Genomic DNA, 26,580 nt, shown 5'->3' on the forward strand with positions numbered 1-26,580 from the left:
CGCATACCGCCTGCCTTCTGATAGATCGTCAGCTCAGATACCGGCTTAGTTGGTGCCTGAGGAAGAATCATCATCGTCATCGTTGCTTGCAATGATGATGCCGATTGTTGCGACACCAGCAAGAATCGACAGCGCAGCTGTTGAGTCGAGCGTTCCTGCACCAGAGCTCGTAGCAGGTGCTACTGTAGACACTTCTTGTGCTGCAACAGGTGCGGATAAGAATGCAGCGGATACTGCGAGAGGCATGATAAACTTCATCAGGAAGCCCTTTTTCTGATTGGGTAGGTTGGTAATACCGTACCGAAATAGCCCCTAGTTGTAAACAGTGCCTTAGCGCGTGCTTTATGCGTTGTGTCGGGTCGCGCTATTTCAGGTTCTCAATCAGCAAGTACCCGATTTGCGGCGACGCCCACTGCTTTGATCGGACGATAAATCCTTTTGAATCAATAGAATAGTAATTCTCGAAAGATGTAGATGATGACTGGCAACTTTCCGCTATTTCACCAGACCGGGTGCGACCATAGCGACAAACGAAGCTTTGTGCGACAAGCTGATTTTCGCCGTTCAGGTAGCGATGGATTCTGTACCGCTCTTGTTTGCGATCCTCTCAGGGCCGCCAGTGGCTCCTCTGCATCTGCTGTCATCAGGTCAAATCCCAACCCGCGTGTCGCAACCAGCATGCCGTCCTTCACGCTGATACCGACACCATCCGGCGTGAGATAGGTTTCAACACCAGTGTTTGTCCCACTTCGCGTCAAAGCAGCGGCGCTTTCTAACTCCGGCACTTGAACAAGCAAAACCGGGCCGTCGATTTGCGACAGTGCTTCGGGGGTCAGAGCAGCGCGCAGTGCATCAGCGTCGGGTGCTGCGGTCGTTTCTCCGGCAGGTCCGAACCGATCCCAAAGACTGTTGAGCGCGCCATCGTTTGCAGCATTCCCGCACGCGGACAGCGCGAACAGGCAACACAGGATCAGATATAGTCTGCGGAAGGTCATCGCCAGAACCTCCCCCAACTTCCTGACAGCGCGTCATCATGATAGCTTCGCACGGTCTCATACAGGCGCCCGTTCACACTTAGCCGCGCGCCGCCGTCGCGGGTCAGGGGGCGGAGTGTTGTGCGCTCAACCCGACGTGTCGCTGTGCCAAGAAAATGCTCCAACGGCACAGAAAACCGCAACCCTTTGTCAAAAGACCCTTCGCCAAAATCCTCGGCAGAGACATCGGTGAATGTTGCAAAGGCGCCAATCCGCCATCCGTTGTCGAATTCACGATCCAGCGAGATTGTCGCCCCATAGTCACCCGCCAGATAGCGGCCCACATCAAGCTGACCATGCAGGTTGTTTTCAAAAGCGTAGTAGGCCGACACATGGCCGGTCACGACATCATAGTCCTGAAACCCAAACAGCTGATCAAAGTCGCGTTGTTTTGCATAGTTCAGTTCTGCACCCAAACCCAATCGGCTTTCGACCGGTTTCCAAAGAACCTCGGTTGAAAGACCCCCAAACATGGACTCAAGATAGCCGCCGGTGACGCGACCATAGTAATCCGGCCCGAGGTTGAACTGGTAGTTGGCCGTCAGGCGATTGATTGAAGGATCCCCCTCAGCGGCATAAATCGGGCCATTGGTACGGACCCGTTCCAGAACCGAGTCAGATTCGCGCCCCTCACTTCGGTTGCCGCCGATGCGTTTGCGTATTGATCCTTCAAACGAAAGGCCGGGGGCAACATCATAGCTTGCCAACAGTTCCAGTCCGACATCGGCGCGGATGGGACTATCTGGGTCAAAAAATGACGTGCTGAGGTATGGCCCCAAACCCCATTGGAAACTTGGATAGAGACCTTCGATGTATACCGCGCCATCGTCTGCATCGTTTGCATCAGAAATCGTCGCGCGCGCATAGGATTGCCAAGCATTGTCCGGTGCAAACTCAAGTGCTTCGATATCACTGCGCCGCAGCGTGACCGACGCTGCATTGATGCCGTCAACAACAGGTACGATCACAAATGTCTCGACAGACGCTGGCATCACACGCGTCAGGACACGGGCGATGCGACCGACAGCTTCGGATCCAGCGATATATGTGGTGTTGCGAAACAGAACTGTCGTGCGGGTTGGCGCGATTTTCAGTGCTTCTAGCGTCAGGCCTTCAAAGGCCATCAACCGATCCACGTTGTCGCGAAGAATTGCGGGTGCATCGGGTTGTTGGGTCCAATCCAAGTTCTGCACCGCACCCGATGCCCGGGGTACGACAGGTGTTGGTCGCAGGTTTGTCGTCCCGTTCACAGCGGGTGTCTTTGGGTTCAGGGAAAACGATACCGCTGCACCCAATTCACTGCCGTAAAGGTAATATGCGTTAAGTGATGCACTGTCGTTGAAAGCGTAAGACAGGCCAAAGTTAAGCGGTGACGCTCTTTCGAATAGCTCGCGCCCTGCGACGGTTTCGGCAACATATGCGTCCGACGAATATTCGGCCAGCAGCGTCAGATTGTCAGTCGTTTGCCATGAGACCCCGCCAAATAGCGCTGCATCGCCGCGAAACCATTCGCCACTTTCCAGCTGTCCACCAGTACCCGACAATTCTACAGGCCGAATCTCAAACCGGTCATCAAGCGCGCCCAACGGATTGTCAAAACCCTCATACGACCCAAGTCGCCCCCAACCGATACCTCCGGTGACAGCGATGGCCGGTGAGAGGTTTTTGGTCGCGACGATATATTCGCCTGAATAGATCCCCGTTCCGATCATATCTTGCAGACCGATGGCGATTGCTGGACGCAAGGGACCCTCATCAATCAACCGATAGCGCAGGTCAAATGACCGATCAAAAGTTTCTTCGCCGGTTGCGACAACCCAATCTTCAATACGTGCGTAGCGGAAACTGCCGGACAAACGCGGACTGATCTGAAAGCTGAGCGTAGTGCGTGTTGTCCCAGCGAAATAGCTGAGGGTCGCGGCCAATTCTGCGTCATCTGCACTTTGTGCGGTGGGCATATCAATCAGGCCGGGGGTGCCATAGAGGTTATAAGTGTAAGCGGGCGCTTCGCCATCTTGCTGTGCCAAAGCGTAGCATGGAAACAGCACGAAGCAAGCCAACATGACAAGTTTGTCGCGCTTATATCTTTCGCCTGACGACATCTTTCCTCCTGCTGGAACACAGTAGCTGGGTACACTTGGGCGTGCGCAATTACAATCAGTCGGTGCAATGCAAAAACATGTGGTGGAACGTTGCCGAGCAAGGCAGTAATACACGCTGCATGTCTGTTATGATTTGCTGATTGGGTATCGAGGGAGAGAACCTTTTGCGAAAATTCCTTGGTATGTTTGGTGGCAAGCGCTCTGCCCAGCCAAATCAAGACCCGATGCGCGAAGAGAGTATTCAGCCTGATGCGCCATTTTTTGCAGTTGGCGATATTCATGGCCGCGCTGACCTGCTGCATTCATTGCTGGAAAAGATCGGTACGGCGGGTGATGAGCAGATCATCTTTGTCGGCGATTACGTTGATCGCGGGCCGGATGCGGCGGCTGTATTGAAAAAGCTCTATGATCTGTCTCATGACCAACCGGGCAAGATCGTGTGCCTGAAGGGTAACCACGAAAAGATGATGTGCGATTTTATTGACGATCCGCTGGATCGCGGCGCGCTGTGGCTACGCAATGGTGGGCGACAGACCCTTTCCAGTTTTGGTATCGATATTCCAAAGGCGCCGGAACCTGACGAAATTCTTGGCGCCTGTGACGCGTTTGAAGAGGTCTTGCCGATGTCTCTTTTGGCATGGATCCGTGACCTACCCCTGACGTGGCACAGCGGGAACATGTGGTGTGTCCACGCCGCGATGCACCCCGAGCGCGCGCCGGATATGCAGCGCACCGACGCTTTGTTGTGGGGGCATCGGTTATTTCTAGATCATGCGCGCGAGGATGGAAATTTCGTCATTCATGGCCATACGATCGTGCCGCAGCCGATTGTACTAAGCAGTCGGATCGCGATTGATACCGGCGCTTACAAGACAGGTCGCCTGACGGCGGTGCATGTATCGGTTGGTGCATGCAGGTTTGTCAGCACTTAGGTTATGCCGAGACACTGGTATGGGTTGGCAGGTGATAGCCCTCAACTCTGTGTTCGACAATGCGGCGCAATGCGGAGGCGTCACCGGCGGCGATTGCCGCTTCCGTGCTGCGAAGCATGGATGCCACCTCAATTTCGCTTAGTGGTTCTTCCTCGGCGCGCATGATTTTGACGTGCGGCGTTGTGGAAAGGTCGTCGGTTATCAAAAGCTCTTCATAGAGTTTTTCACCTGGACGCAGCCCTGTGATCTCAATCTCGATGTCGCCTTCGCCGGTCTCCGGGTCTTTGAAGTCACGCCCCGATAGGGCGATCATCCGCTTTGCAATATCGAGGATTTTTTGTGGCTTGCCCATATCAAGGACAAAGACGTCACCGCCCTTTGCATAAGCACCGGCAAGAAGGACAAGCCTTGCCGCTTCGGGGATTGTCATGAAAAACCGCGTCACTTCCGGGTGCGTCACCGTGACGGGTCCGCCTGACGCGATTTGCTTCTGAAAGAGCGGTAATACCGATCCCGATGAACCCAGCACGTTACCAAAACGCACCATAGCGTATCGTGTTTGCGGCGCGCGGGTCTGGATGTCTTGGACAACCAGTTCGGCCATCCGCTTGGTAGCGCCCATAATGTTGGTTGGCCGTACGGCCTTGTCCGTTGAAACAAGTATGAAGCGTTCGATCCCAGCCTGATCAGCGACGTCAGCAACAATTTTGGTGCCGATGACATTGTTTTCTGCACCCTCGATTTCATTCTGCTCGACGAGGGGGACGTGCTTGTAGGCCGCAGCATGAAGGATAATTTCGACGTTGTCTTCTGCGACGATCCCGGCAACGCGGGCCCGATTGGTAACAGACCCTAGTCTGGGAATGATTGATACGCCGGTCTGCGCTGTAATCGCGGACAACTCGCGGTCAATGGCATAGAGGGCGTATTCTGATCGCTCGAACAGGACGATTGCCGCAGGATTGCAGTTCATCAACTGTCGGCACAGTTCTGATCCGATAGATCCGCCCGCACCGGTGACCATGACAACCCGGCCCGCATAAGCTTTGGCGATTTCGGGTGTATCCAGCTCGACCATATCCCGGCCGAGGAGTTCGTCCGGTGAGACGGTGCGCAAAGACGACTCTAGGCTGCGTCCTGACATCAGGTCGATAAAGGAAGGTAGGACCTGCACTTCGACGGGCAGCTTTGTCAAACGTGAGAACAGGTCATTGCGGTTCTTGTCTGACAACGACGGAATAGCCAGCAAAACACGTGCCACCCCATATTTCTGGATCAGATATCGCAATTCGCCGGGTGATCGTACTTCGAGCCCGGCAACGACGACTTTGTGCAAATTGGGATTGTCATCAACAAAGAGAACCGGCCGTGCCTCGACCGATTGGCGTAAAGCCGCCGCAAGTTGAATACCTGCGGCACCCGCGCCATAGATGATGACCGGCAGGCAGGTGCTTTCCCGGTCGCTGAGGTACCGTAATGTGTACAGTCCGAAGACGCGCACCGACATCGCCAGCAGGAAGAAGACGGCGCCTAGAATCAGCGGAACAGAACGCGGACCAGAGAGGTTCAGAAGGAAACTTGCCGCGATTGCCGTGAGCGACAGCATCGCCGCTGCCATTGCGATGCGGACAGTGGCATCACTTTCGATTGCGTGCAGTTTGATGCGATACAGGCCAAACAATACAATGATTGCAGGGCTCACCACAACCAGAACTGGCAAAAGAGACAATGACACATTGGGAAGGTCAAATGGCCAAATGCTGCCATAACGCAGGGCCACAGCCGCATAGAAGCTGATCAAGACAATCAGCCAGTCGGACACCAAGAAGACAAACTTCTTCTTGTTCCGCGACATCGTGAGAAGACGCGTGATCAAAGGCCAGACTCCTCCCACGGATTAACCAAGATTCTTCCCATGCTTAACAACTGGAGATGATGGTGAACAGACCCCTAACTTGGGGGGACTGCGATTGAGAAAGCGTTAACGGCGTCACAAAGCCGTGCAGATTGCGTTCTCCGGCTGCATATGGGAAGGAAGAAGAGGTCGATCTACGGGATACATGAATGACGCGCGCTTCTCTAATTTCGCAAGGCACTCTTTCTGCCGATGCCACCGCGACGAACGACGAAATCGACCTCGGCAAACTATTTAGTGTTTTGTGGCGCGGTAAACTCTGGATTGCGCTGTGTGGGTTTCTGGCACTCTGTGTCGGCACGTACTATGCGTTCGTTGTTGCAACACCTATCTACACCACCGGTACGACTGTCGCCTTGGAAAGCCGGCAAGAACAAGTTGTTGATATCGAGAGCGTTGTCTCGGGCTTGTCGGGTGATCAGGTTGCGATCAACACAGAAGTCGAGGTACTGCGGTCACGACGGCTGATTGGCAAGGTCGTGGATGACCTCGATCTCATTCAGGATCCAGAATTTAATCATACACTCAGAGAGGCGTCACCATTCTCTTTGGATGGGATCGTTCAGGTCTTCAAGGAACGCGTCCTTGGGCAGACCGCCCAGTCGGAAGAATATTCAGACCAAGCCATTCGCGATGCAGTTATAAACGAGTTACTTGGCCAGGTCGGGGTTTCAAACATTCGCCAAAGCTATGTCTTCAACATATCTGTCTTCAGTGAAGATGCTGAAAAATCAGCAAAAATTGCCAATCGTCTGGCGGAACTCTATGTCGAAGATCAGATCTCGCTAAAGTTTGAAAAGACAGCGGAAGCAACAGAATGGTTGACTGAACGCGTCGTCGAACTTCAGATTGAACTTGAGAATAGTGAAAACGCACTGAAGGACTTTAGCAGTAACACTGACCTGATTAGCCCCGAAGGTCTTATCGCGCTGAACCGCCAGTTAAAGGAACTCCGCGAGCGTGAAACCGACCTAGCAAGCGCGTCCGCTGGTTTGGCGGCACGCGTCGATGCGTTGCGTGTCGCCAAGGAAACGGACGACATCGCAATGATGGCAGAGGCAGCCGGCACGCCGGAATTCGTTCGTTTGCAGGCAAACGCCACGACTGCGATCGCTCAAGAAACTTTCCGCAATCAATTTGACACCTTCATGTCCCGCACGCAGCTTGAGCAATCGCGTGCTGATACGCAGCTGGCGGCGGTCCAATTGTCGATCACTGAATTGACAGCCAGCATTGAGACACAGTCAGATGAACTGGTTGCATTGCAGCAATTCCAGCGCGAAGCAGAAGCAAGCCGTTTAATCTACGAATTTTTTCTGAACCGGCTAAAGGAAACGTCGGTCCAACAGGGTCTTCAGCAAGCGGAAAGTCGCATATTGTCGTCGGCAGTTGTGCCCAATGCGCCGTCTGCGCCGAGAGTACCGGTCATTCTGGTGGTCTCTGCGCTACTTGGCCTGTTTGGTGGTTCGATCCTCGTGATGTTGCGGGAATTCTCGCAAAATACTTTTCGTGTGGCCGAAGATTTGGAACGAAAGACCGGCTATGCCGTGATCGGACAAGTGCCGCTCATTGCGGCACGGCACCGCAAAAAGGTACTGCAGTATCTACAGGACAAGCCCAACTCTGCCGCAGCAGAGGCGATCCGCAGCCTGCGAACGTCGCTGCTCTTGGCGAATTTGGATAAGCCGCCCAAGGTGATCATGTCGACGTCATCGGTGCCGGGTGAGGGTAAGACGACGCAGTCGATTGCCCTTGCGTTGAACCTGGCTGGGCTTGGCAAGAAGGTCTTGCTCGTCGAGGGCGACATTCGACGACGGGTCATGGGTGAATACTTTGAAATCCCCAAAACGCGCGGTTTTCTTAGTGTTATTTTGGGAGAAGTGTCACTGGCGGATGCGATAACACCGCTGCCTGATATGAAGTTCGATGTGTTGCTGGGCGAAAAATCCCAAACAAATGCTGCAGATATTTTTTCCTCAGAGAAGTTTGGGGCGTTTATCGACATGCTGCGGGCGCAGTATGATTTTGTAATCATTGATACGCCACCCGTCCTTGCGGTGACTGATGCCCGCATCATCGCGCGGTGGGTGGATACCACGATCTATACCGTCCATTGGGATAAGACCTCGCACCGCCAGGTCCTTGATGGCTTGAAGGCGTTCGAGCAAGTGAACGTCAAAGTCGCTGGTCTGGTGCTTGGGCAAATCTCGTCGCGCGGAATGAAACGATATGGGTATGGTGAAAGCTACGGTGCTTACCAATCCTATTATAGCGAGTAGATCTGTGATGCCGTGGATCTGCTGAAAATAGTGAAACCCACCAAAATCAATCTGGAGAGTAAGTGAAACGCGTACTGATTACAGGGACAGCGGGTTTTATCGGCTACCATTTGGCCAAACTCTTGCTGGATGAAGGGTGTGTCGTGCATGGCGTCGATGCGATCACCGACTACTATGATGTGGCGCTCAAGCGCCGGCGGCATCAGATGCTGCTGCAGTCCCCCGGCTTTTCTGCGACTGAATGCTGGCTTGAGGATGCTGATCGCATTCTTCAGGTCGCGCGGGACTTTTCGCCTGATGTGATCGTGCATTTGGCTGGACAAGCAGGTGTGCGCTATTCGCTGGAAAACCCGCGTGCCTATCTTGAAAGCAATATCGTCGGCACGTTCAACATACTAGAGGCCGCCCGGGAATTGCACGTGGACCACCTTCTGATGGCGTCGACGTCGTCGGTCTATGGGGCGAACGAAAGTATGCCATTCCGTGAAGTTGATAAAACTGAAACGCCGCTGACTTTCTATGCTGCCACCAAGAAGGCCAATGAAGCGATGGCGCATTCCTATGCCCATATCAACGACATACCGATCACAATGTTCCGGTTCTTTACGGTCTATGGCCCCTGGGGCCGGCCGGATTTGGCGCTGTATAAATTTGTGGATGCTATGCTCGATGATCGGCCGATCGATATCTACAATCACGGTGAGATGTATCGGGATTTCACCTATGTCGATGATCTGGTGAAAGGCATTCGCCTGCTACTTGACGTGGTCCCACGGCGGCCCGAGAGCCCTGATGACATCATGGACGGCGACAGTCTCTCGCCTGTGGCACCCTACCGTGTTGTGAATATCGGTAACTCTGAAAAGGTACGATTATTGGACTTTGTTGACGCTATCGAAGCGGAATTGGGCGTCACGGCAAAGCGCAACTACATGGACATGCAAACAGGCGATGTGCCAGCAACCTGGGCAGACGGCAGCCTGTTGAAGTCGTTGACAGGGTATCAACCGCAGACATCTGTACAGGACGGCATCAGACAGTTTGTGCGCTGGTATCGTGACTATCACAACAAATAGACGGCACCATTGCTTGATGCCTGCCAAAAAGCGCATCAGTCCTGACGGCTGTCTGCAAAAGCGGCCTCTAGGACAGATACAAAGTCTTGGCCCAGTTTGTCGCGACTGAAATGGGTCTGCGCCAGTTGATGCGCCTGTTCGCCTGCGATCGCCAATTCGCTGTCGTCACTCAGGAATGGGATCAGGGCTTCAGCTGCTTTGCGAGGGTCAGGATCCAACACCACACCGCACGCATGTTCCTTGATTAATTCCGCCTGCCAGCCTTGATAGTTGATTGCTACAGGCGTTGCCGATGCAAGCGTATCAAAGAATTTGTTAGCGGAGTTTGCCCACATTTCAGGCAAGTTAATGAACAATGAGCAAGAGACGGTTGCCGCAGAAAAGGCGCCGATCAGTTCTTGTTTGGACATTGCCGGATACTGAAAAAAATTCTGATCCAAAACACCAAGCTCTGCCGCTAGTTGACGCGTTTTTTCCACCTCAGCACCGTTTCCGATCGCAACAAACCGGGCATCTGGAACCCGGTCCTTCATCTGGTTTGCGAGCTGAGCAAGATATCCAACACCATTGATATGCCCGAAAGTACCCGCGTAGAGAATGATCGGATCAGTGCCTAATTCCGGATGCTTTTCGCGGAACAAAGTTGCGGCGTCGTCGGACGGTGCAAATAATTCGAGGTCACAGGCGTTCGGGATGATCGTCAACTTGTCTTTGGGATAACCGAGTTTTGCGACGCCGTCGGCCATTCCCGGCGACAATGCGATAATTCGTTCGGATCGGGCATAGGCAAATCTCTCAAGCCGGTGAGCAATCCAACGCAGCACAGGGTTTTTCAAAGCACCCATCGCGATCGGCAATTCTGGCCAAAGGTCGCGGACCTCAAACACCAAAGGGGTCCGTAAGGCGCGGGCGGCCAGAAATCCGGGAATGATGATGGTAAGCGGCGTGCTGGTCGCAAACACCAGATCACCGCCGATTTGCCGCCCCCGCCGGCCGGCCTTGAGGGCAAACCGGACAAATGCAGCGATGCGCGCGCGAAAACTCATTGTGTTGTCGTATCGGACTGGCAGCCAGTGCACTTCGATGCCATCGACGCTCTCTCGCCACCAATCTGACCTTTCGGTCGCTTCACGCCATGTCGTTATGATGTGGACCTCATGGCCCGCAGCGACCAGACGTTTTGCCATTTCGTACGACCGGGTGCCACCCGCCATCTTGGTCGTGTTAAAATACTGGTGGAAATACAGAATCTTCATTGTGCGGCTTTTACCGGATAACCAAAACGACCTTGGGCGGCGTCTGATGGCATGGCTAGACCGTCATGCCGAAAAAAACGTACAGCAACAATCAAGGCAATGATCTGCAGGAATACGCCCTGCGAAAAGAACGTGCCGTAGTAGAAGTAGAACACCAGCGAAATAACCGTAAATGTCGTCGCTGCGCGCGCTGCGGGATCAAGTGTCTGTGTTGTCCGGTCCAGATGCGCAAAGTACAGGCCAAGTAAAAAGCCTATGACGATCACGCCAAATATCCCGAGGTTTCGCCAGATATCGCCAATGGCCCCAACCGGACCGACGTAGATAGAGTTGTCTTGCAGGGTCCCTACATAGTTTCCTGTGACCAAGGCCGTCAGACGCGAAAACCGCAGGAAAAGCTTTTCTGATGAAAAATCGAAGATCCCGTAGGACAACTCTATCGGGACGAAATTGGGCGCCATGACGGCCCGGTTTGAGATGAAGTCCAATCCGGTGACAACAATGTCGGTCAGATCGAAGTCCTGAATGTTGTATTGAATAAAGGTCATCGTGCCGCCCAGCAGAATGATCGCTCCACAAAGTGAGACAGTGATTGAGAACAGCTTGGTCAAAGACCGAGAGCGCATGAATTCGACGTAGAACAGCATCACAATGATCAGCATGAGCGGTCCGCGTTCCAACGTCATTATCACGCTAACAACCAGCGTGAGTATGAGAAAAAGCACGAACGAAAGGCTGTATCTGTTCGTGTACCACCGGAGCACAATGAAGTAGACAATCGTGAAAGGCAGCACCAATCGACGTGCAATTTGGGTCAGTGCGGTGACCGCGCGGTTGCTGTCGTTCGCGCCAATCAGGCGGTAGTCCAAACGATCGATGTTCTGACCGTATTGGGCGACTTTCTCATACCCACCTGACAGGAAGATCAACCAGATCAGGAGTGCTGATACAATTGCTGCCCAGTAGACAATGCGATCTTGCGCCAGCATATAGAAGCTTTGGCCATGCTTGACATGTATCTTTCCGCCGTGCGGACGCAATTTGGCCGTAAGCATATTTCGGTGCTGAGGTGCGACCCGCTGGGCGATTTTATGAAAGAATAAACCGCCAAGATAACAAGCCGAGAAAACAGATCCGACCGCAAGGGCCCGGCGTGCAGCCGCACGATATTGATCTACCGACAAATAGTTCCACAACGCCGTGTAATAGTCAGTGCTCGCCATAAAAGCTGTTGGGGCAAGAATAAGCACAAGCAGAACGAACGTCATGACCGACGAAGGCTTCGCAAATCTGCGCGCGTATGCTGTGCCGCTGGCCATCAGGTTTTCAGTGCCCGCTCCAGCGCCTCAAGTCTTTGGGTTGGCCAGACTGTGTCGCCTTGCAGATGCATTCCTTCGCCCCACTCATTCCAAGCGTTTATGAACAAAAGCTGGTGGTCTGTTTGTCGGGCCAGCTGGCTCAGCTTTGCAATGTACGTCTCAAACTTGTCGGGCAAGAAACCGTCCATTACCCGGGCCGCCTTTTTGTAGCGAGGTGAATTGTCGAAATCCACAAAACCCGTCAAGTTCACTGGTTTTGGAGCGGTCTCAATGGCGTGTTTCGACTGTTCCAGAATATGCTGCCAGACTTCATCATAGTCATGCCAGGTTGGCGTTTTGGGAAGAAGATCCTGAACGGAATAAAGGATTTTTCGCAATGGCAAAGGCATATCCAAAAGACGGCTACGTAGTTGGAGCCATAGCGTCGGTTCGATTGATCTGGCAGCAAATACGTCACTTGGTCCAAACAATCCGAGGGTGGGTTGTGCTAGTGAAACCGAGTCGAAACCATCCAAAAAGTCAAATTGCGCCGCGCTTTTGCGCACCGTTCCAGAAATATGCGGTGCACACCCGATTGCATTCATGCTGAAGGACCGCAGTTCGTCGCAATACCTGCGGATGTTATCAACCTCTTCAGGTATGTAGATTTGAAATAGTGGCTGCCCGTCGACTTTAGTATAGCGTTCATCTGCGAACGCACGGGCCAGATAGGCGTAGTGGTTTTCGCGTTCCGCTTTTGTCGCGCCGTAGGTTTGTTCAATAAGGACATCCAAGGCGCCACGTCGGTTGCGCCAGGTGCGCGTCCAAGAATGGTTTGCCCAACACAACGAAAACTGAATGTTCGCGTCTGGGTTCTCGAGCAACAGGTCAAACGGGCGGCCGAGTGGCCGATCTCCGTTGTACCAGTAGTGATAAAAGACGAAGGCCTCGATGCCGGCGCTTCGTGCTTGTGCGAACTGGCGTTCGATTTCGGAGACTGAATTTAGATCAAACTCTCCATCGGCTGGAATGCGTGGCTGATGATGGTCTGCGTGTAGCGGCTGCGCTGCGCGCACATTGGTCCACTCTGTGAAACCCTCACCCCACCACTTGGAATTGTACGGGCACGCGTGAAACTGGGGCAAAAAATAAGCTAAGGCACGCAGGCTCATGTTGCGGGTCCGCCAACTGCATGTCTGAGGTGAATTGTATGCGCCGCGACATTGCGATCAACGACAGCGCCTGCCGCAATGATTGCGCCCGGACCAATGGTGACGCCCCCAAGGATCACGGCCTGATCCCCGATCCAGACACCATCGCCAATTCTGATGGGTCCCTTGGAGCTGAGCGGACGCTCCCTTGGAATGACATCTGTCTTCGAGGCCATATCTGCCTTTGGTGTGCCGTGACTGTGATCGACAATCAAAATGCCACTTCCGCCAAGGACACCCGACCCGATGGTGATGCCCTGCGTTGCACCTATGTGCGTATAGTCGCCAAAACTGGTGCGGTCCCCAATTGTGATCAAAGGTTCCGTGTGGCCGCGACCATGACATTCCAAACGGGCCAAAACACCAAATGAAACATTGCGGCCCAGCAATATGCCCCGTGCATTGATCAGACGTGGACTAAACCCAAAATAAAGACTTTTTGCAGTCCCAGAGGCAAAAAAACGGCAATAGACAAAAAAGCGCCCGCGTAGCCGTCCCATTGCGGCACGCACCGCACGTAGGCAAAGGTTGATGGGGGCTTCATTTTCGAAATTGCGCGCCATCGTCAGACCGCGTTGTTGAAGTCAGGAACTGGCGTCGCGGCAAAGCGCTGGCCGCACACCTGCGACGTACAGCTGTAATGGTCATTTTGATGCACAAGGTCTGAATGGCAGGTTGGGCAAGCCAATAATTCATCCAAGTCAAAGGTCCGCCGTCGCATGGACCTTATCGTGCCGATCAGCCTTTCGCGCAGGCTCTTTTCGGTGACCTTTGCCAATTCTGATGTTTCTACTTGATGGAACGTTTCAGGGTCCTGGAACCAGTCGGTGCTATCTTCGGGATTAAGCAATTTGTAGTGAATCTTGCCCCGCCATTTATAGCAAACATGAAAAAACCGAGGGTGGCTACCAAAGAAGCGACGCCAGCTTTGATCACGATCCAACAGATCCAGCGTGCCTATGAAGTCATCCCCGATGGGACCACTTTTCTTGCGGATGTGCAGCGTGTCGTCGATGAGCATCAGTTCCAGCAGGTGAACGTCAAACGGATGGATGCGCTCGTAGAGTGCATTGGGTGTTTCGATATAGCCTGCATCCGACACGCGCTCCAACTCGGCAAGAAATGCCTCAGGTTCATGCAGGTGTTCCAGAACATGGAACGCAAAGGAATACGAAAACGCATTTGCTTTGAACGGCATCGCTGTGCCATCGGCCAACACTGTCGGCCGGTCAATAGTGATCTGTTTATACCGATGCGTGGTGTCGATGTATTTTTCCAGCAGCACATCGGCAAATGGGTGAGGGTTACCACCGGACCCGACGTCCAGAATAAGCCCACCCCCATAGATCGGTTGGCGCAGTTTGCGCATTGACCAGCCGAGAATTCGAAGCTTCTTGAGCACTGCGTTTACACCACTTCTTTTGCTTTCAGAGCTTTGACTTGTGGCGTTACCACTGCGGGGCCGACCAGTACCCAAAAGACAAGCGAGTTAAAAGTGAAAATTGCAACAGCCGCTGTTACTCCGCCGTCCGAAACGAACAGCCAGCTGGCCAGCAAGGTTGCTGCAGCGTTGGCCGCAGATACCCACCAAAGCGCTTCGTTCTTAAAGGCGCGCAGGTAGTAATTCATAAGGAAAAAGAAATGCGTACCCAGAGCTGCTAAAGTCAGAAGGCCCATTAAAGAAGCGGGAACGAGCCTGTCTTGAAGGTACCCCAGAGCAATGGTCGGCAACACCCAATAAACGCCCCAAAACACAGCAATTAGCAACCCTAGAAACACGAACGACAAAAACGTGCTTTGGGAAAACCTGCGATCAAGTTCAACATACTTGCCTTGCGCCACAAGCTGACCAAAAACAGAGGACAGCGTTGATACTGCCAAGATGGCGACGCCATTGACAATTTGAATGATTTGTAAACTCAGACCCAGTCGGCCGGCAGCCTCGGGGCCATGGCTATACATGACAATTGGGGTCAGAAAGTAAAAGATGAAAAAACCGCTGAACCATGACACTGCCAGACGCCATTGGAAGGGCCAGATTTCTTTTCGCCATGCGACACGCGGCAAGGGTTCTTGAACCCCTCGCCAAGACAGGATGTCAATGTGTCGCGCGACCAAACGCAGTCCAATCATGGCACTGGTGCCCGCGGCGATGGGGAGTGCCCAAAGTTGCATGCCAAGCAGAATGAGGATCGCTGCAAGCCCAAAGTTGCTCAGCGAAACCCACAACCGCAACCGGCTGACGGCCAGAATACGCCGATGGCCTTCGATAATAGACGTCAGGCCAACGACGAAAACGCTCAGGCCGGTCGCGATGCAGAAGAACATCCATGGCAGGATGACGTCGACAAAGCCGTTCTGCAGCGCGTCAATCCGGGTCTGATAAAGGAAAATCGCGGGAATGAGCGCGAGTGATAGTAAAGCGCCTGCGACGCCAAACCAGATGACAAAGAGACGCCGATACGCCGCCAGTTTCGCGGAGGTATCGTCGTCTGCTGACAAATGGCTGATAAATTGGACAACTGCCGTGGTTAAACCGAGTTCGGCAAAAAAGCGCAGAAATGCCAGACTGTAGAACGTGTAGTAAAAGCCCTGCATCTCTAGCGACAGCGTGAAAACGACCGTAAGCAGCAGCCCGGCTCCGCCAACAAGCGAGATCAGTCGGTTTAGGACGTTGATTGCAACTGCTGACGACCCGAGCGCCTTCATACAAAGCGACCGACTATTTGGCGAATAGTGTCGGATCTACTGCCAAACATGTTTCTTGACCCTTTCGCCATTTGCATCAATGGCTTTTTGGGCGATGCTGCGACCGCCGTCCATTGATATTATGCTGTGCAATGTCCCGAAGTGACCAACGCTGAACATATGATTTTCACGGTCAATTTTCTGTTAGATCATGCAAGACTACAATGGCTTAGTTTGGCTGACCTTGACCCGGTGCCTATTGCGTACGAAGACATTCTAAGCAAGACCTGTAGCAGACGGCTGATGTGCAAGGAATTTGAGATGGGCAACGATCAAGCATGGAGCTGAAGAGAGGTCTTGATTTCATTGGCGCGGCGACCGGCCTTTTGTTGCTGTCGCCAGTACTGCTCTTGTTGTCTGCGTTGATCCGCCGTCATATGGGCGCGCCGGTTATTTTTCGACAAATCCGACCGGGCAAGAACGGCGTCCCGTTCCAGATGATGAAATTCCGCACGATGCTGGATGCGACGGGTCCGGACGGTGTTTTTCTGCCCGACGCTGACAGGCTGACGCGTTTTGGCGAAAAGCTTCGCGCAAGTTCGCTGGATGAGTTGCCAGAGCTTTGGAACGTGTTGAAGGGCGACATGAGCCTTGTTGGCCCGCGCCCATTGCTGATGGAATATCTGCCACTCTACAGTCCCGAACAGGCGCGGCGTCACGAGGTCCGTCCCGGGGTGACCGGCTGGGCACAGATCAATGGGCGCAATGCGATTTCATGGGAAGAGAAGTTCGCGCTTGATGTTTGGTATGTCGAGAACCGAACACTCTGGCTTGACCTCAAGATTATCGGATTGACGTTGAAGCAGGTTCTGGCGAGGGATGGGATTAGCGCGCAAGGGGAAGCGACGATGCCGAAATTCACGGGTTCAGAATGAATGATCTGATCATTGTTGGCGCAAGCGGTCACGGCAAAGTCGCCGCGGACACGGCCGAGGCGTGTGGTTACGCCAAGATTGCTTTTCACGACCGTAATTGGCCGACCCAGACGGCCAACGCCCATTGGCCGGTGATAGGTTTTCCTGCAAAGTGCGATACGCCAATGTTCTGCGCCGTTGGCAAAAATGCCGCGCGCGCGCATTTGTTTGATGAACTTGCGTTGGACGACAGTCCGATTTTGATCCACCCAAGCGCCGTTGTCTCCGGTTACGCTAGTCTTGGCGCGGGTACACTTGTGGTGGCTGGCTCTATTGTGCATGCAGATGCTCAGGTCGGGAAGGGCGCGATCTTGAACACAGGTTGCAGTGTCGACCATGACTGTAGATTGGGCGACTTCGTGCATATCTCGCCAGGAGTCCGCCTTGCAGGGAATGTGTCTGTTGGCCGATGCAGTTGGATTGGTATTGGTGCGGTTGTTCGAGAAGGCGTTCATATCGGTTCCGATGTTGTCGTTGGCGCAGGCGCAGTTGTTTTGAACGATGTCGAAAACGGTACCCGCGTGGGCGGTGTTCCAGCGCGAAGGATTTGATGACGTGCTAAACGGTCCCTTTTCCCCCTGGCCTTCCTTTACGGCAGAGGAAAGCGATGCGGTGTCTCGTGTCTTGCTGTCGAACCGGGTCAATTATTGGACGGGGCAGGAAGGCCGGGCCTTTGAAGCTGCGTTCGCCGAATGGTGCGGCGTGGATCACGCGATTGCCTTGGCCAACGGAACTGTCGCTATCGATTTGGCACTGGCGGGCTTGGGTGTTGGTCAGGTTAACGGTGGCTCTGCAAAGGATGAGGTTATCGTGACGCCGCGCACCTTCCTTGCCTCCGTATCTGCCGTTACCAATGCAGGCGCGATCCCAGTCTTTGCTGAGGTTGATCGCGACAGTGGCAACATCAACGCTGGCACGATTGCTGCGGTTGTCAGCACGAACACAAAGGCGATTATCGCAGTGCATCTTGGCGGTTGGCCGTGTGACATGGACCCGATCATGGCGCTGGCCAACAAACACAATATCAAGGTCATCGAGGATTGCGCGCAGGCGCACGGAGCCCGTTACAAAGGGCGTGCTGCCGGGTCGATCGGCCATGTCGGTGCATGGTCATTCTGCCAAGACAAGATCATGACAACCGGTGGCGAGGGCGGCATGGTCACAACCAATGACCGTGCGTTGTGGTCGCGCATGTGGTCCTTCAAGGATCATGGCAAAAGCTGGGATGCAGTATACGAGCGCGACCATCCGCCGGGTTTTCGCTGGTTGCATGAGAGCTTTGGCACCAACTGGCGGATGACCGAGATGCAGTCTGCGATCGGACGTATCCAACTGTCGCGTATGCGCCAATGGCATGCGGCACGTTCGGCGAACGCAAGTATCGTTTCCCAAGCGCTCGCCCCCTTTGCCCATACGGATGGTCCAATTCGTCTGCCGGACATGGGGTGTGCCGGGTGTACTGGCTGTGATGCCAGTAGTGGCTGCGTGCATGCGTACTACAAGTATTACGCATATGTCAGACCCGAGAACCTGCCCGCAGGTTGGGACCGTGATCGGATTGTCGCGGAAATCAATATGCTGGATGTGCCCTGCTTTCAGGGCAGTTGTTCCGAAGTCTATTTGGAGAAGGCATTTGACGGCACCGGGTGGCGACCCGAACCTGGATTGCCCGTGGCAAAAGAGTTGGGAGAGACAAGTTTGATGTTCCTTGTCCATCCGACGTTGACGGTTGAAGAAATGTCAAAAGCCGTCTCGGCGATCCAGACTGTCATCGGGCAGATCTAGCCATGAAGGATGCGAAACCTGTTCTTGATCGCTTTGTCTTGAGCAGTGGTCAGGTAGGTCGGGCGATGGGTCTGTAAAATTTGACGCGCACGGTCATGTGCCACCTGCCACGCATCTTTGCGACCGTTGGCGGCCCATGTGCGCGGTTCTTCACGATCGGCCAATGATGGATAAAAGTAGTCCCGTTCCATAGCGGCAAATGTATGTTGCCCGCCTAGGAAGTGCCCGTCGCCCGTGACAGCCTCGACGATGGCATCGTAACCAAGGTTTTCGTTACTTACTTCGATCCCGCGCAATGCCCGATAGGTGTGCGAGTGCATTTCGTCATCCAATACGAAAGCCTCAAAGCTGGCGCCCAGCAGCGATGCCGTCATGCCAGAGCTTTCGTAGATCAGATTGCCACCGGCAAGGGCCGCCGCGAGCGATGTCAGCCCCTTTTCCATGCCATATTGCGCATCGATGGCTTTGGCATCGGTCATTGAACATGCCACGCCAGATGGCAGACCCAGCCAGTTCGACAATTGTGCCGAGGCGGCATTCAACACAGCCGTTTCGCCGCTTCCTCCGGAAAACGCACCCGTGCGCAGATCAATCACCAGTGGCCAATTCGAAAATACCATCGGAAAGCCCGGTCTGATCGCATGGATCATGACAAGGCTGGCCAAGGTCTCAGCCAATGATTGTGCCAGAAAGCCCGCCAAGGTGGCCGGTGCCGTTGCCCCTGCCTGTGCGGCGGTGATGCAGGACATTGGGATATTATGCCGAATGCACTCATATACCACATCGACAGCGTCCTCGCCAAAGCGCATCGGTGAAATCACGGGGCTGATGTGGGCCTTCATGAAAGGCCTTGCAGCAAATGCGCCGGGGCCCCCTGCCGCGATATCGAGCATCTCAACAATCGGTGGGATGTGTTCAGCGAGCGTAAATGACGTGGCCGTCGGTTTTGTCGTGTTCTTCAGTAAGGCGTAGACTGTATTGACGTCCAGATCATAGTTGTCCGGCACATCAGTGGCGACGCAGCAACGTGTGTACCAACTCACATTCGGTAATGTGTCTTGCAGGCGCGTAAAGTTATGCAGATCCGCAAGCGTCGACGGTCGATATGTCCTATCGTCCAGATCCAACGTCTGAACAGCAGCACCGCCGGTTCCAAAGTGAACGGCATCGCCCCCGACTGTGATAGAACGTGACGCATCCCGCCCATGCAGCATAAATGTCTTGGCCGCCGCCTTGATAGCCGCTTTGACCAGATCAGGCGGAAAGAGCACGCGCCCGTTGCCGTTATCAACTGCGCCCGCAGTCAGCAGATCGTCCATGAGCCTGTTTGGTACTTCGCCCATGCCCAGCTCTGCCAAAAGCTTCAACGCTGTGTCATAGATACTTTGTAGCTCAGCATTGTTGAGCGGCTTGTAGTGCCCGCCAGTCTGGCCGGGCGGACAGGGATCGAAGACTGGTTTAGCCGCGCGTTTTGCCAGACGCTCCTTGCGCCCGCTGCGTTTTGGTTTTTCGGCCACAAAATTGTCCTTCACATTGGTCTTCATCTGATCTTTTTGGGTTTTTCTTTCGAAGTCCCGTCAAATTCCGAAAAAAACGTTGTCGCGCGTAAACTTTGCCGCAATGATCGGCTCAATGCAAACAGGAGCCACGCCATGAAGTCGCGCACAAAAGTAGTTGTCATCGGCGGTGGCATCGCTGGCTGTTCAACGCTCTATCATCTGACGCAAGAGGGCTGGAGCGACGTCGTTCTGATCGAGCGCGATGAACTTACGTCAGGCACCACATGGCATTCCGCCGCGCAGGTGACGAACTTTGGCATGAATCAAACGATGGTGGGTCTCAAGACGCACTCAATCAACCTCTACAAAAAGCTGCGCGACGACCCTGACTACCCGGTTGGGTATCATCATGGTGACGGCGGGATCAGGCTGGCAAACACCGAAGCGCAGATGCAGGGCTACCGCCATTTTGCGTCGATGGCGCGCGGGATGGGCGTCACGTTTGAGGTGATCGATGCAGAAGAATGTGCGCGCCGGCATCCGTTGATATCCACGGACAACCTTGTCGGGGGGCTTTGGGATGGTGAGGACGGCGATATCGATCCGGCGCAACTTTGTCAGGCGTTGGCGTTCCATGCCCGCAAGGCAGGGGCCGAGGTTTACCGACATACGAATGTGACCGCCCTGACGCAGCAGAGCGATGATACGTGGACGGTAGAAACCGACAAAGGGACGATTGACGCGGATATTGTGGTTAATGCCTGCGGATACAGGGTAAATGAAGTGGGTGCGATGATGGGGGTGCATCATCCGGTGGCGTCGATGGAACACCAGTACTTTGTCACCGAAGACATTCCCGCGATTGTCGAAGCGGGGCACCGCATGCCGCTGCTGCGTTGTCCGATATCTGACTACTATTCGCGTCAGGAAAAGAACGGGCTTTTGGTCGGCTTTTATGAACAGGACTGCAAAACATGGGGCATGGATGGGATCAGCCCCAGCTTTGCCAATGACCTCTGCCCTGATGACCTGGACCGCGTTATGGATGTGCTCGAAGGCGCGTTCGCGCGGATGCCGGCGTTAACAGAGGTCGGTATCAAACGGGTGGTCAATGGTCCGATCACCTATACGATCGATGGTGCCCCACTCGTCGGGCCGATCCCGGGCAAGCGGAATGCGTTTTGTATCATTGGCCTGCGCGCCGGTGTCGGTGAGGGCGGCGGCCATGGTTGGCTTTTGGCACAGCAGATCGTGCATGGTGAGGCATGCTATGACACATGGTGCGTCGATCCCCGCCGTTTCACGGGGCACACGAACGTCGAGTTGACCGCGCTTAAGGCGATTGAAGACTACCAGAACGAATTTCGGTTTCATTTTCCGCATGAACATCGTCCGGCTGGACGGCCTGCCAAGACAACACCGCTGACCCCGATCATGGCTGCGGAGGGTGCGGAATTTACTGTGGTGAATGGCTGGGAGCGGGTTGAGTACATCAAACCGTCGCCGGATTTTCACCCAACGCCCAGCTTTCATTTCGATGAAGCGTTCGATGTGGTCGCCGCAGAAGTGAAACTTGTGCGCGACGCAGTCGGCTTGTGTGAAGTCAATGGCTTCAACCGATTTGAGATCACAGGATCGGATCGACACAGCTTTTTGGATCGCATGTTCTGCGGCCATGTCACCAAGCGCGAAGGTCGCGTTGGCCTGGGGTATCTGCTGAACAACCACGGCATGGTCAAAGGCGAGGCGACAGTTGCAAACTTACCTGCAAGTGATCGGGGGCCTGCGCGCGTTTGGTATGGGTCTGCTGCGGCTTCAGAGTTTCATGATATGGACTGGCTCAGGGCGCAGTTGCGCGCCGATGAGGACGTGCAAATACAAAGCCTGACTAATGATCAGACCATTCTGGTTCTGGCGGGTCCGAAGTCGCGTGATGTTTTGTCGGCCTGCGCGCGCGGCGACTGGTCGAAAGAGGGGTTTCCTTGGCTGTCCGTGCGCGAGTGCTTTGTTGGCTTTGTCCCCGCAACCGTGATGGGGGTCAGCTTTTCAGGTGAGCTGGCCTATGAAATCCACGTTCCCAACGCATCGCTCTATGCCGCGTACCTTGCTTTGCGCGAGGCCGGCAAGGAGCATGGCCTGCGCATTTTCGGGGCCCGTGCGGTGGAATCCATGCGGATGGAAAAAGGGTTTATGCACTGGAAAGCTGATCTTATCACCGAGTTCGATCCATTCGAAACCGGTTTGGATCGTTTCGTGAAGATGGAAAAGGGTGATTTTGTCGGCTACGCCGCGTTGCAGCAGCGGATCAAAGACGGGGCGCGAAAAAAGCTTGTCACGCTCAGGATTGATGCAACACATGCCCCCGCCCATCCGGGCGCGTCATTAATGCTTTCAGATCAGATCGTAGGGACCATTACATCGGGTGACTGGGGTCACCGCGTTGGCATGAACCTGGCCTATGCGTATATTGAACCGGGGTTGAGCGTCGCAGGTACAAAGCTACAGTTGGACCTGTTGGGCGACTTGGTGGGGGCCGAGGTCATCGCGCCGTCGCCCTATGATCCAGACTACTCTCGCATGCGCATGTGACACCTCAGGCCAAGCTGGAACAGCGCGCGGTTTTGCTGAACTTTGCACCATTCTGTCCGCTCAGGGCCGCAGTTGATGGGTTTGGTGTGCATCAGGCAATCCGCAATGCCATTCTCAACATGGGATTTGTCGGCGTGAAAATTTATCCGCCGATGGGTTTCAGACCCATTGCAAACCCCGCCGATCAGATCTTGGGTCACCGGTTCCAGGCGACGGGTGCTGCCGTTGATGCCGAACTGAGGCGGATGTATCGCTGGTGCGAACAAAATGGTGTACCGATCAAGTCGCATGGGAATAACTCACTGGCTGCCAACATCTGTTCGGGTCAGAACGCGGCGCCCGATCTTTGGGATCAGGTCCTGACAGAATTCCCGGAACTGCGCGTCAATATCGCCCATTTTGGCGGGTTTGAGGAACATCATTCGCCCGCGCAACAAAGAGACGAGGACGAATGCGCAGATGACCCGCCATCTTACGAACAAAGAGCGTCCGATCTGATTGCGGCCCATGACCATGCCTATGTTGATCTGGGCTATTGGACAGAGGTTGTAGGTCGCAATGCGCCCGGCCAGGACGTACTCGACAAGATCAACGCGCTATTGGCAGAGAATGACCGTCTGGGGCGGCGGATCATGTACGGGTCGGACTATACGATGATCGGTCGGGAACGGCAGCACGGCGCATATCTGAACGACGTTAAGACAGCGATCGAGAAGTTGGATGGCGCTGTGGAGACCGAGATATTTTCGACAAACGCGCAGACTTATCTGCAGTTGGACGATCCAGATAGCGGCATGCGCCAGCGCTTGCGTCGCTTTTTCCCGGCAGGTCATAGCTATTTTACGCTTGTCGGTGAGATCTGATGCCAGATTTGAAATGCGGGGCCATCAATGTAACGATGGCCCCGCTACCTTTGTCGTTAGCAGTCGTCCCAGCAACAAGGGTCAAGGCTTTGAACGCTGCAGCAGGCGTCATGACACCCCTTCCCATCTGCACAACCGCAGCTACTTTTGGATGGTGTCGCACTGGTGTAGGCGCTCAGACGCAGCTTTTTGGTGCGCATCTTCGGATCATCGCTCTTGATTATCAGTTTGTTTGGCGTTGGGCATTTCTGCCCACCTTTGTAGCGAATGAGAACGTTCAGGCATGAGCCCGGTTGAAGCGTTGCTGGGAAGGGGTTGTTCACCAACTTCCAGTACTTGCTATTCTTCTTCAGCGCGACGCGGGAGACACGCAATTTGCAATCGCCCGTGTTGCAAATGGCGATCATGCGTTCGCCAAGACAGCCGGCCTGAACGCCGCCGATACAGGTCGAACCTGTCACGGCAAGTGTACCCGACCCTACATTGCCAGATAGGTTCACCGTTTTCGGTCCAGTCGGATCGTCACTGAATACCGTAATGATACCAGTTTTTGGGCCGATACTGTTTGGCGCAAACCGAATGGGCAGGCTTACGGCCGTACCCGGTGCAATCACAATCGGAAGATTCTGAATGCTTGCGACGACGAAGTCACCTGAAGACGAGGTCACATTCGCAATCGTCAACGGACAGTGCCCGCTATTCATAAGGGTCAGCGGCTGGTCGATATGATCACCAATGCAGGTGTGACCGAAATGACCGTCGGCCGCAAAGATCAGGTCCAACTTTGGCGGATTTGCTTTCCCCGACACCCTGATTGACCGGGACTGGAAGGGCCCGCTTTCGACCGTCAGTGTCGCTACTTTGCTGCCAAAGGATGTTGGCGCAAATCGGATCGGGACCTGCATTGCGGTGCCGGGCGAGATGAACAGGGGATAATCCAGCACCTCTGGCACGACAAACTGTCCAGAGTTTGAGGTCACATCGGTGACCGGGACAGTGTTGGCACCGCTATTGCTGAGCGTGAGCATCATGTCTTTGAATTGACCGACACAGGTATCAGCAAATTCTCCACTGTCTGGCAGAAACAGCGACAAGCGCCAGCCAGCTTCTTCTACGGCTGCGGCCACGTTCAATCTGCCAAAGCCATAGAACTGAGAAAAGTTCGGACCAACATATGCAGGGTTTGATGAAATGAGGTTGTTCACATCTCGCCACCGGCCAACAGCATTTGCATTGTCTGGATCGATCTTGACTGCGGTGTCTTGCAGGATGGTACGAACATCGTCCAGACGGACACCGGGGTTAGACGACAGGATCAGTGCGCAAGCCGCTGCCACTGTTGGTGCCGCGGCAGACGTACCGCCAAAACTTTGTTCACCGCCAGATGCATTCAATGATGGCGCACCGGCGCCTTGCGCGCAAAGATTGATCTCTGGTCCAAAGTTGGACGTGCCAACTTTGCGTTCCACCCCGCCTCCATCGGGCAGGTTTGAGTTCGCGATGGCCAGCGTATCGGGATGTGCCGCCCATGTTCGAAATCCGGTGATCAAGGTGTTTGCGTTGCCGGCGGAATAGACGACGATTGTCCCCAGCCCGCCGCGTCCGCTGCTGGCCAGCAGCTTGAGCGTATCATCCATGATGCCGGACAAGGCCACGCCACTGGCGCCATGTGAACAACTAATGATGTCCGCGCCTTCGGGAAGCGGTTCTGCGGGCCAGCCGGCACTCGGATTGCCGGTCGTGAAACCAGCCGCCCAAAGCAGGACATCAGGATAGTTTGCACTCGTCAGGCTTGGCCGCTCCATCACGATCTGACGCGTGTTGGGTGCGATGCCCGCCATGTCATCACCATTGTTGGTGAGGCCGGCAATGATGCCGTAAACCCCCATCCCATGGCTTGTGTCGGGCTGATATCCCGGCACTGTACATTCGCGCAGGTCCGAAAAGTCATAGCACCGCAGCACCTGTGGTGATCCATCAGACAGATTGCCGCCGATATCGGGATGATCAACGTCCAACCCACGATCCAGCGATGCCACGACGACATCCGGGGCACCCAGTGTCTTTTCGGAAGCGGCAATGTCGAGCATCCGCCACGCCGTATCAACATTCTGCAGCGTCAGATTGGCCTGAGATGCAAATGTGGGATCATTTGGCGGATCCTCAGGGAATGCATCATCGGTCAGTTCGGCCATGATGTCAGGTTCGCCGTAAACCAGCAGCCCTGCTTTATGCATGTCCTCAATCGTTTTGAGGTGGTCCAGAACCCCACCCGCAGGCAACGCGACAAGTCGCGCGGTGCGTGCCTGTCGGAAGTTGCGCAATGACGTGCCTTTGATGCGTGCGATATGTTTATCGATTTGCGCGTCCGTGGTGCCGTCGACAAAACGCAGGATGAATTGGTTGTCGATCACCTTGATCTGGCCGGATGTCATGTCGACGGGCACCCCAACGCGTGCCCGGTCACCAATGATGCCAACGATTTTTTTGTGCAACTCGGCCCGCAGTTTTGGCGTGTCCTTTTGCGTCATCCGAAAGAACCAGATGGCCCCGTCCGCTTGGATGAATGTCCCGTCCTTTTTGTCATAATCGGGCGCTTCCGGCGTCAGAGGCAGTTCTTTGATCAACTGATCAGATAGCTTTTTTGCTTCGCGGGGGTCCGGCGCTTTCTGCGGAAATGCGACCGCCAGAACAGGGCCCGGCGGCGGGAACGGCACAGCACTTTGTCCAAGGCGATAGAAAGACCAACCCGGCGCTCCAACATAGAGTGTTGCTTGGGTCGGACTAGTTCGCACAGCCAGCGTTTGCGGCGGTGCTACGCCAGCGTCGCCATCTGCGATTACACTGTAGTCTCCGACCGGGACAGTTCCGACATAGATCGCTGATGTCCCTTGGCGCGTGAGTTTGTGGGTCTTTGTCTCACCGACCAGTGTAACGGTCACAGGTTTATCGACCGGGCGTCCACGCCAATCGCAAACTGTGATTGTGACAGAAGCAATATCGCGGCTTGGTTTTTGAGGTACTTTTTTCTGAGACGTCGCCATTTGAAAACTCCTTTGATGTAATGGTGAAATTCGGC

General features: G+C 54.4%; 21 protein-coding genes. 8 read left to right on the top strand and 13 right to left on the bottom strand.

Translation table 11 applies throughout. The features are described 5' to 3' along the window. Nucleotides 1-45 precede the first annotated feature (45 nt). From ACZ1G5_RS09410 to ACZ1G5_RS09425, 4 genes are all read right to left on the bottom strand, one after another. Complete coding sequence (locus ACZ1G5_RS09410; RefSeq protein ID WP_472732586.1) at nucleotides 46-258, bottom strand: hypothetical protein; 213 nt, start codon at nucleotides 256-258, stop codon at nucleotides 46-48. 106 nt (nucleotides 259-364) lie between these two features. Continuing rightward, a complete protein-coding gene (locus ACZ1G5_RS09415) occupies nucleotides 365-580 on the bottom strand; it encodes a YjbF family lipoprotein (protein ID WP_472734310.1) in 216 nt (71 codons plus the stop codon). Then, nucleotides 501-995: a YjbF family lipoprotein gene (locus ACZ1G5_RS09420; RefSeq protein WP_472732587.1), complete on the bottom strand. Its 495-nt coding sequence runs from the start codon at nucleotides 993-995 to the stop codon at nucleotides 501-503. The genes ACZ1G5_RS09415 and ACZ1G5_RS09420 overlap by 80 nt, the downstream gene beginning before the upstream one ends. After that, nucleotides 992-3,136, bottom strand: a complete 2,145-nt coding sequence (locus tag ACZ1G5_RS09425; protein ID WP_472732588.1) for a YjbH domain-containing protein — start codon at nucleotides 3,134-3,136, stop codon at nucleotides 992-994. The genes ACZ1G5_RS09420 and ACZ1G5_RS09425 overlap by 4 nt, the downstream gene beginning before the upstream one ends. 182 nt (nucleotides 3,137-3,318) lie before the next feature. On the opposite strand from ACZ1G5_RS09425, the gene ACZ1G5_RS09430 reads away from it, so the two are divergent. Beyond that, the gene (locus tag ACZ1G5_RS09430; protein ID WP_472732589.1) at nucleotides 3,319-4,068 is read left to right on the top strand and encodes a metallophosphoesterase family protein; all 750 of its coding nucleotides are present in this window, start codon (nucleotides 3,319-3,321) and stop codon (nucleotides 4,066-4,068) included. 1 nt (nucleotide 4,069) lies between these two features. Here the strand turns inward: ACZ1G5_RS09430 and ACZ1G5_RS09435 are convergent, their stop codons facing one another. Further along, nucleotides 4,070-5,944 (bottom strand): polysaccharide biosynthesis protein, encoded by a 1,875-nt coding sequence (locus tag ACZ1G5_RS09435; protein WP_472732590.1) that lies wholly within the window; start codon nucleotides 5,942-5,944, stop codon nucleotides 4,070-4,072. A gap of 188 nt (nucleotides 5,945-6,132) precedes the next feature. Here ACZ1G5_RS09435 and ACZ1G5_RS09440 point away from each other — a divergent pair, with 188 nt between their 5' ends. Both ACZ1G5_RS09440 and ACZ1G5_RS09445 read left to right on the top strand, forming a co-directional pair. Then, the gene (locus tag ACZ1G5_RS09440) at nucleotides 6,133-8,262 is read left to right on the top strand and encodes a GumC family protein (RefSeq protein WP_472732591.1); all 2,130 of its coding nucleotides are present in this window, start codon (nucleotides 6,133-6,135) and stop codon (nucleotides 8,260-8,262) included. A 62-nt stretch (nucleotides 8,263-8,324) separates the two neighbouring features. Then, nucleotides 8,325-9,338 (top strand): NAD-dependent epimerase/dehydratase family protein, encoded by a 1,014-nt coding sequence (locus ACZ1G5_RS09445; protein WP_472732592.1) that lies wholly within the window; start codon nucleotides 8,325-8,327, stop codon nucleotides 9,336-9,338. Between the two features lie 35 nt (nucleotides 9,339-9,373). On the opposite strand, the gene ACZ1G5_RS09450 is transcribed toward ACZ1G5_RS09445, so the two are convergent. The 6 genes from ACZ1G5_RS09450 to ACZ1G5_RS09475 are packed head-to-tail and all read right to left on the bottom strand — an operon-like array spanning nucleotide 9,374 to nucleotide 15,812. Further along, nucleotides 9,374-10,594, bottom strand: coding sequence for a glycosyltransferase family 4 protein (locus ACZ1G5_RS09450; RefSeq protein WP_472732593.1), 1,221 nt, complete (start codon nucleotides 10,592-10,594; stop codon nucleotides 9,374-9,376). Beyond that, nucleotides 10,591-11,862, bottom strand: a complete 1,272-nt coding sequence (locus tag ACZ1G5_RS09455) for an O-antigen polymerase (RefSeq protein ID WP_472732594.1) — start codon at nucleotides 11,860-11,862, stop codon at nucleotides 10,591-10,593. The genes ACZ1G5_RS09450 and ACZ1G5_RS09455 overlap by 4 nt, the downstream gene beginning before the upstream one ends. A gap of 50 nt (nucleotides 11,863-11,912) precedes the next feature. Then, a complete protein-coding gene (locus ACZ1G5_RS09460; protein ID WP_472732595.1) occupies nucleotides 11,913-13,064 on the bottom strand; it encodes a glycosyltransferase WbsX family protein in 1,152 nt (383 codons plus the stop codon). Then, nucleotides 13,061-13,666 (bottom strand): acyltransferase, encoded by a 606-nt coding sequence (locus ACZ1G5_RS09465; protein WP_472732596.1) that lies wholly within the window; start codon nucleotides 13,664-13,666, stop codon nucleotides 13,061-13,063. The genes ACZ1G5_RS09460 and ACZ1G5_RS09465 overlap by 4 nt, the downstream gene beginning before the upstream one ends. 2 nt (nucleotides 13,667-13,668) lie before the next feature. Further along, complete coding sequence (locus tag ACZ1G5_RS09470) at nucleotides 13,669-14,472, bottom strand: methyltransferase domain-containing protein (protein WP_472732597.1); 804 nt, start codon at nucleotides 14,470-14,472, stop codon at nucleotides 13,669-13,671. A 38-nt stretch (nucleotides 14,473-14,510) separates the two neighbouring features. Continuing rightward, nucleotides 14,511-15,812: a lipopolysaccharide biosynthesis protein gene (locus ACZ1G5_RS09475; RefSeq protein WP_472732598.1), complete on the bottom strand. Its 1,302-nt coding sequence runs from the start codon at nucleotides 15,810-15,812 to the stop codon at nucleotides 14,511-14,513. 317 nt (nucleotides 15,813-16,129) lie between these two features. Between ACZ1G5_RS09475 and ACZ1G5_RS09480 the strand changes: the two genes are divergently transcribed. The 3 genes from ACZ1G5_RS09480 to ACZ1G5_RS09490 are packed head-to-tail and all read left to right on the top strand — an operon-like array spanning nucleotide 16,130 to nucleotide 18,550. Continuing rightward, nucleotides 16,130-16,726 (top strand): sugar transferase, encoded by a 597-nt coding sequence (locus ACZ1G5_RS09480; protein WP_472732599.1) that lies wholly within the window; start codon nucleotides 16,130-16,132, stop codon nucleotides 16,724-16,726. Next, nucleotides 16,723-17,316, top strand: coding sequence for an acetyltransferase (locus tag ACZ1G5_RS09485; RefSeq protein ID WP_472732600.1), 594 nt, complete (start codon nucleotides 16,723-16,725; stop codon nucleotides 17,314-17,316). The genes ACZ1G5_RS09480 and ACZ1G5_RS09485 overlap by 4 nt, the downstream gene beginning before the upstream one ends. Further along, on the top strand, nucleotides 17,267-18,550 hold the full coding sequence (locus ACZ1G5_RS09490) for a DegT/DnrJ/EryC1/StrS family aminotransferase (RefSeq protein WP_472732601.1): 1,284 nt from the start codon (nucleotides 17,267-17,269) through the stop codon (nucleotides 18,548-18,550). Before ACZ1G5_RS09485 ends, ACZ1G5_RS09490 begins: the two co-directional genes overlap by 50 nt. Here the strand turns inward: ACZ1G5_RS09490 and ACZ1G5_RS09495 are convergent. After that, entirely contained in the window at nucleotides 18,547-20,094 is a 1,548-nt protein-coding gene (locus ACZ1G5_RS09495; RefSeq protein WP_472732602.1) for a trimethylamine methyltransferase family protein, read from the bottom strand. The genes ACZ1G5_RS09490 and ACZ1G5_RS09495 overlap by 4 nt on opposite strands. Nucleotides 20,095-20,202: 108 nt before the next feature. Between ACZ1G5_RS09495 and ACZ1G5_RS09500 the strand changes: the two genes are divergently transcribed. Together ACZ1G5_RS09500 and ACZ1G5_RS09505 are read left to right on the top strand one after the other, a co-directional pair. Next, a complete protein-coding gene (locus ACZ1G5_RS09500; RefSeq protein WP_472732603.1) occupies nucleotides 20,203-22,638 on the top strand; it encodes a GcvT family protein in 2,436 nt (811 codons plus the stop codon). Continuing rightward, nucleotides 22,635-23,501, top strand: coding sequence for an amidohydrolase family protein (locus ACZ1G5_RS09505; RefSeq protein ID WP_472732604.1), 867 nt, complete (start codon nucleotides 22,635-22,637; stop codon nucleotides 23,499-23,501). The genes ACZ1G5_RS09500 and ACZ1G5_RS09505 overlap by 4 nt, the downstream gene beginning before the upstream one ends. A gap of 56 nt (nucleotides 23,502-23,557) precedes the next feature. Here ACZ1G5_RS09505 and ACZ1G5_RS09510 read toward each other — a convergent pair whose 3' ends face one another. Then, on the bottom strand, nucleotides 23,558-26,545 hold the full coding sequence (locus ACZ1G5_RS09510; protein WP_472732605.1) for a choice-of-anchor D domain-containing protein: 2,988 nt from the start codon (nucleotides 26,543-26,545) through the stop codon (nucleotides 23,558-23,560). Nucleotides 26,546-26,580: the final 35 nt, after the last annotated feature.

It is taken from the genome of Yoonia sp. JB2-21 (assembly GCF_055693545.1).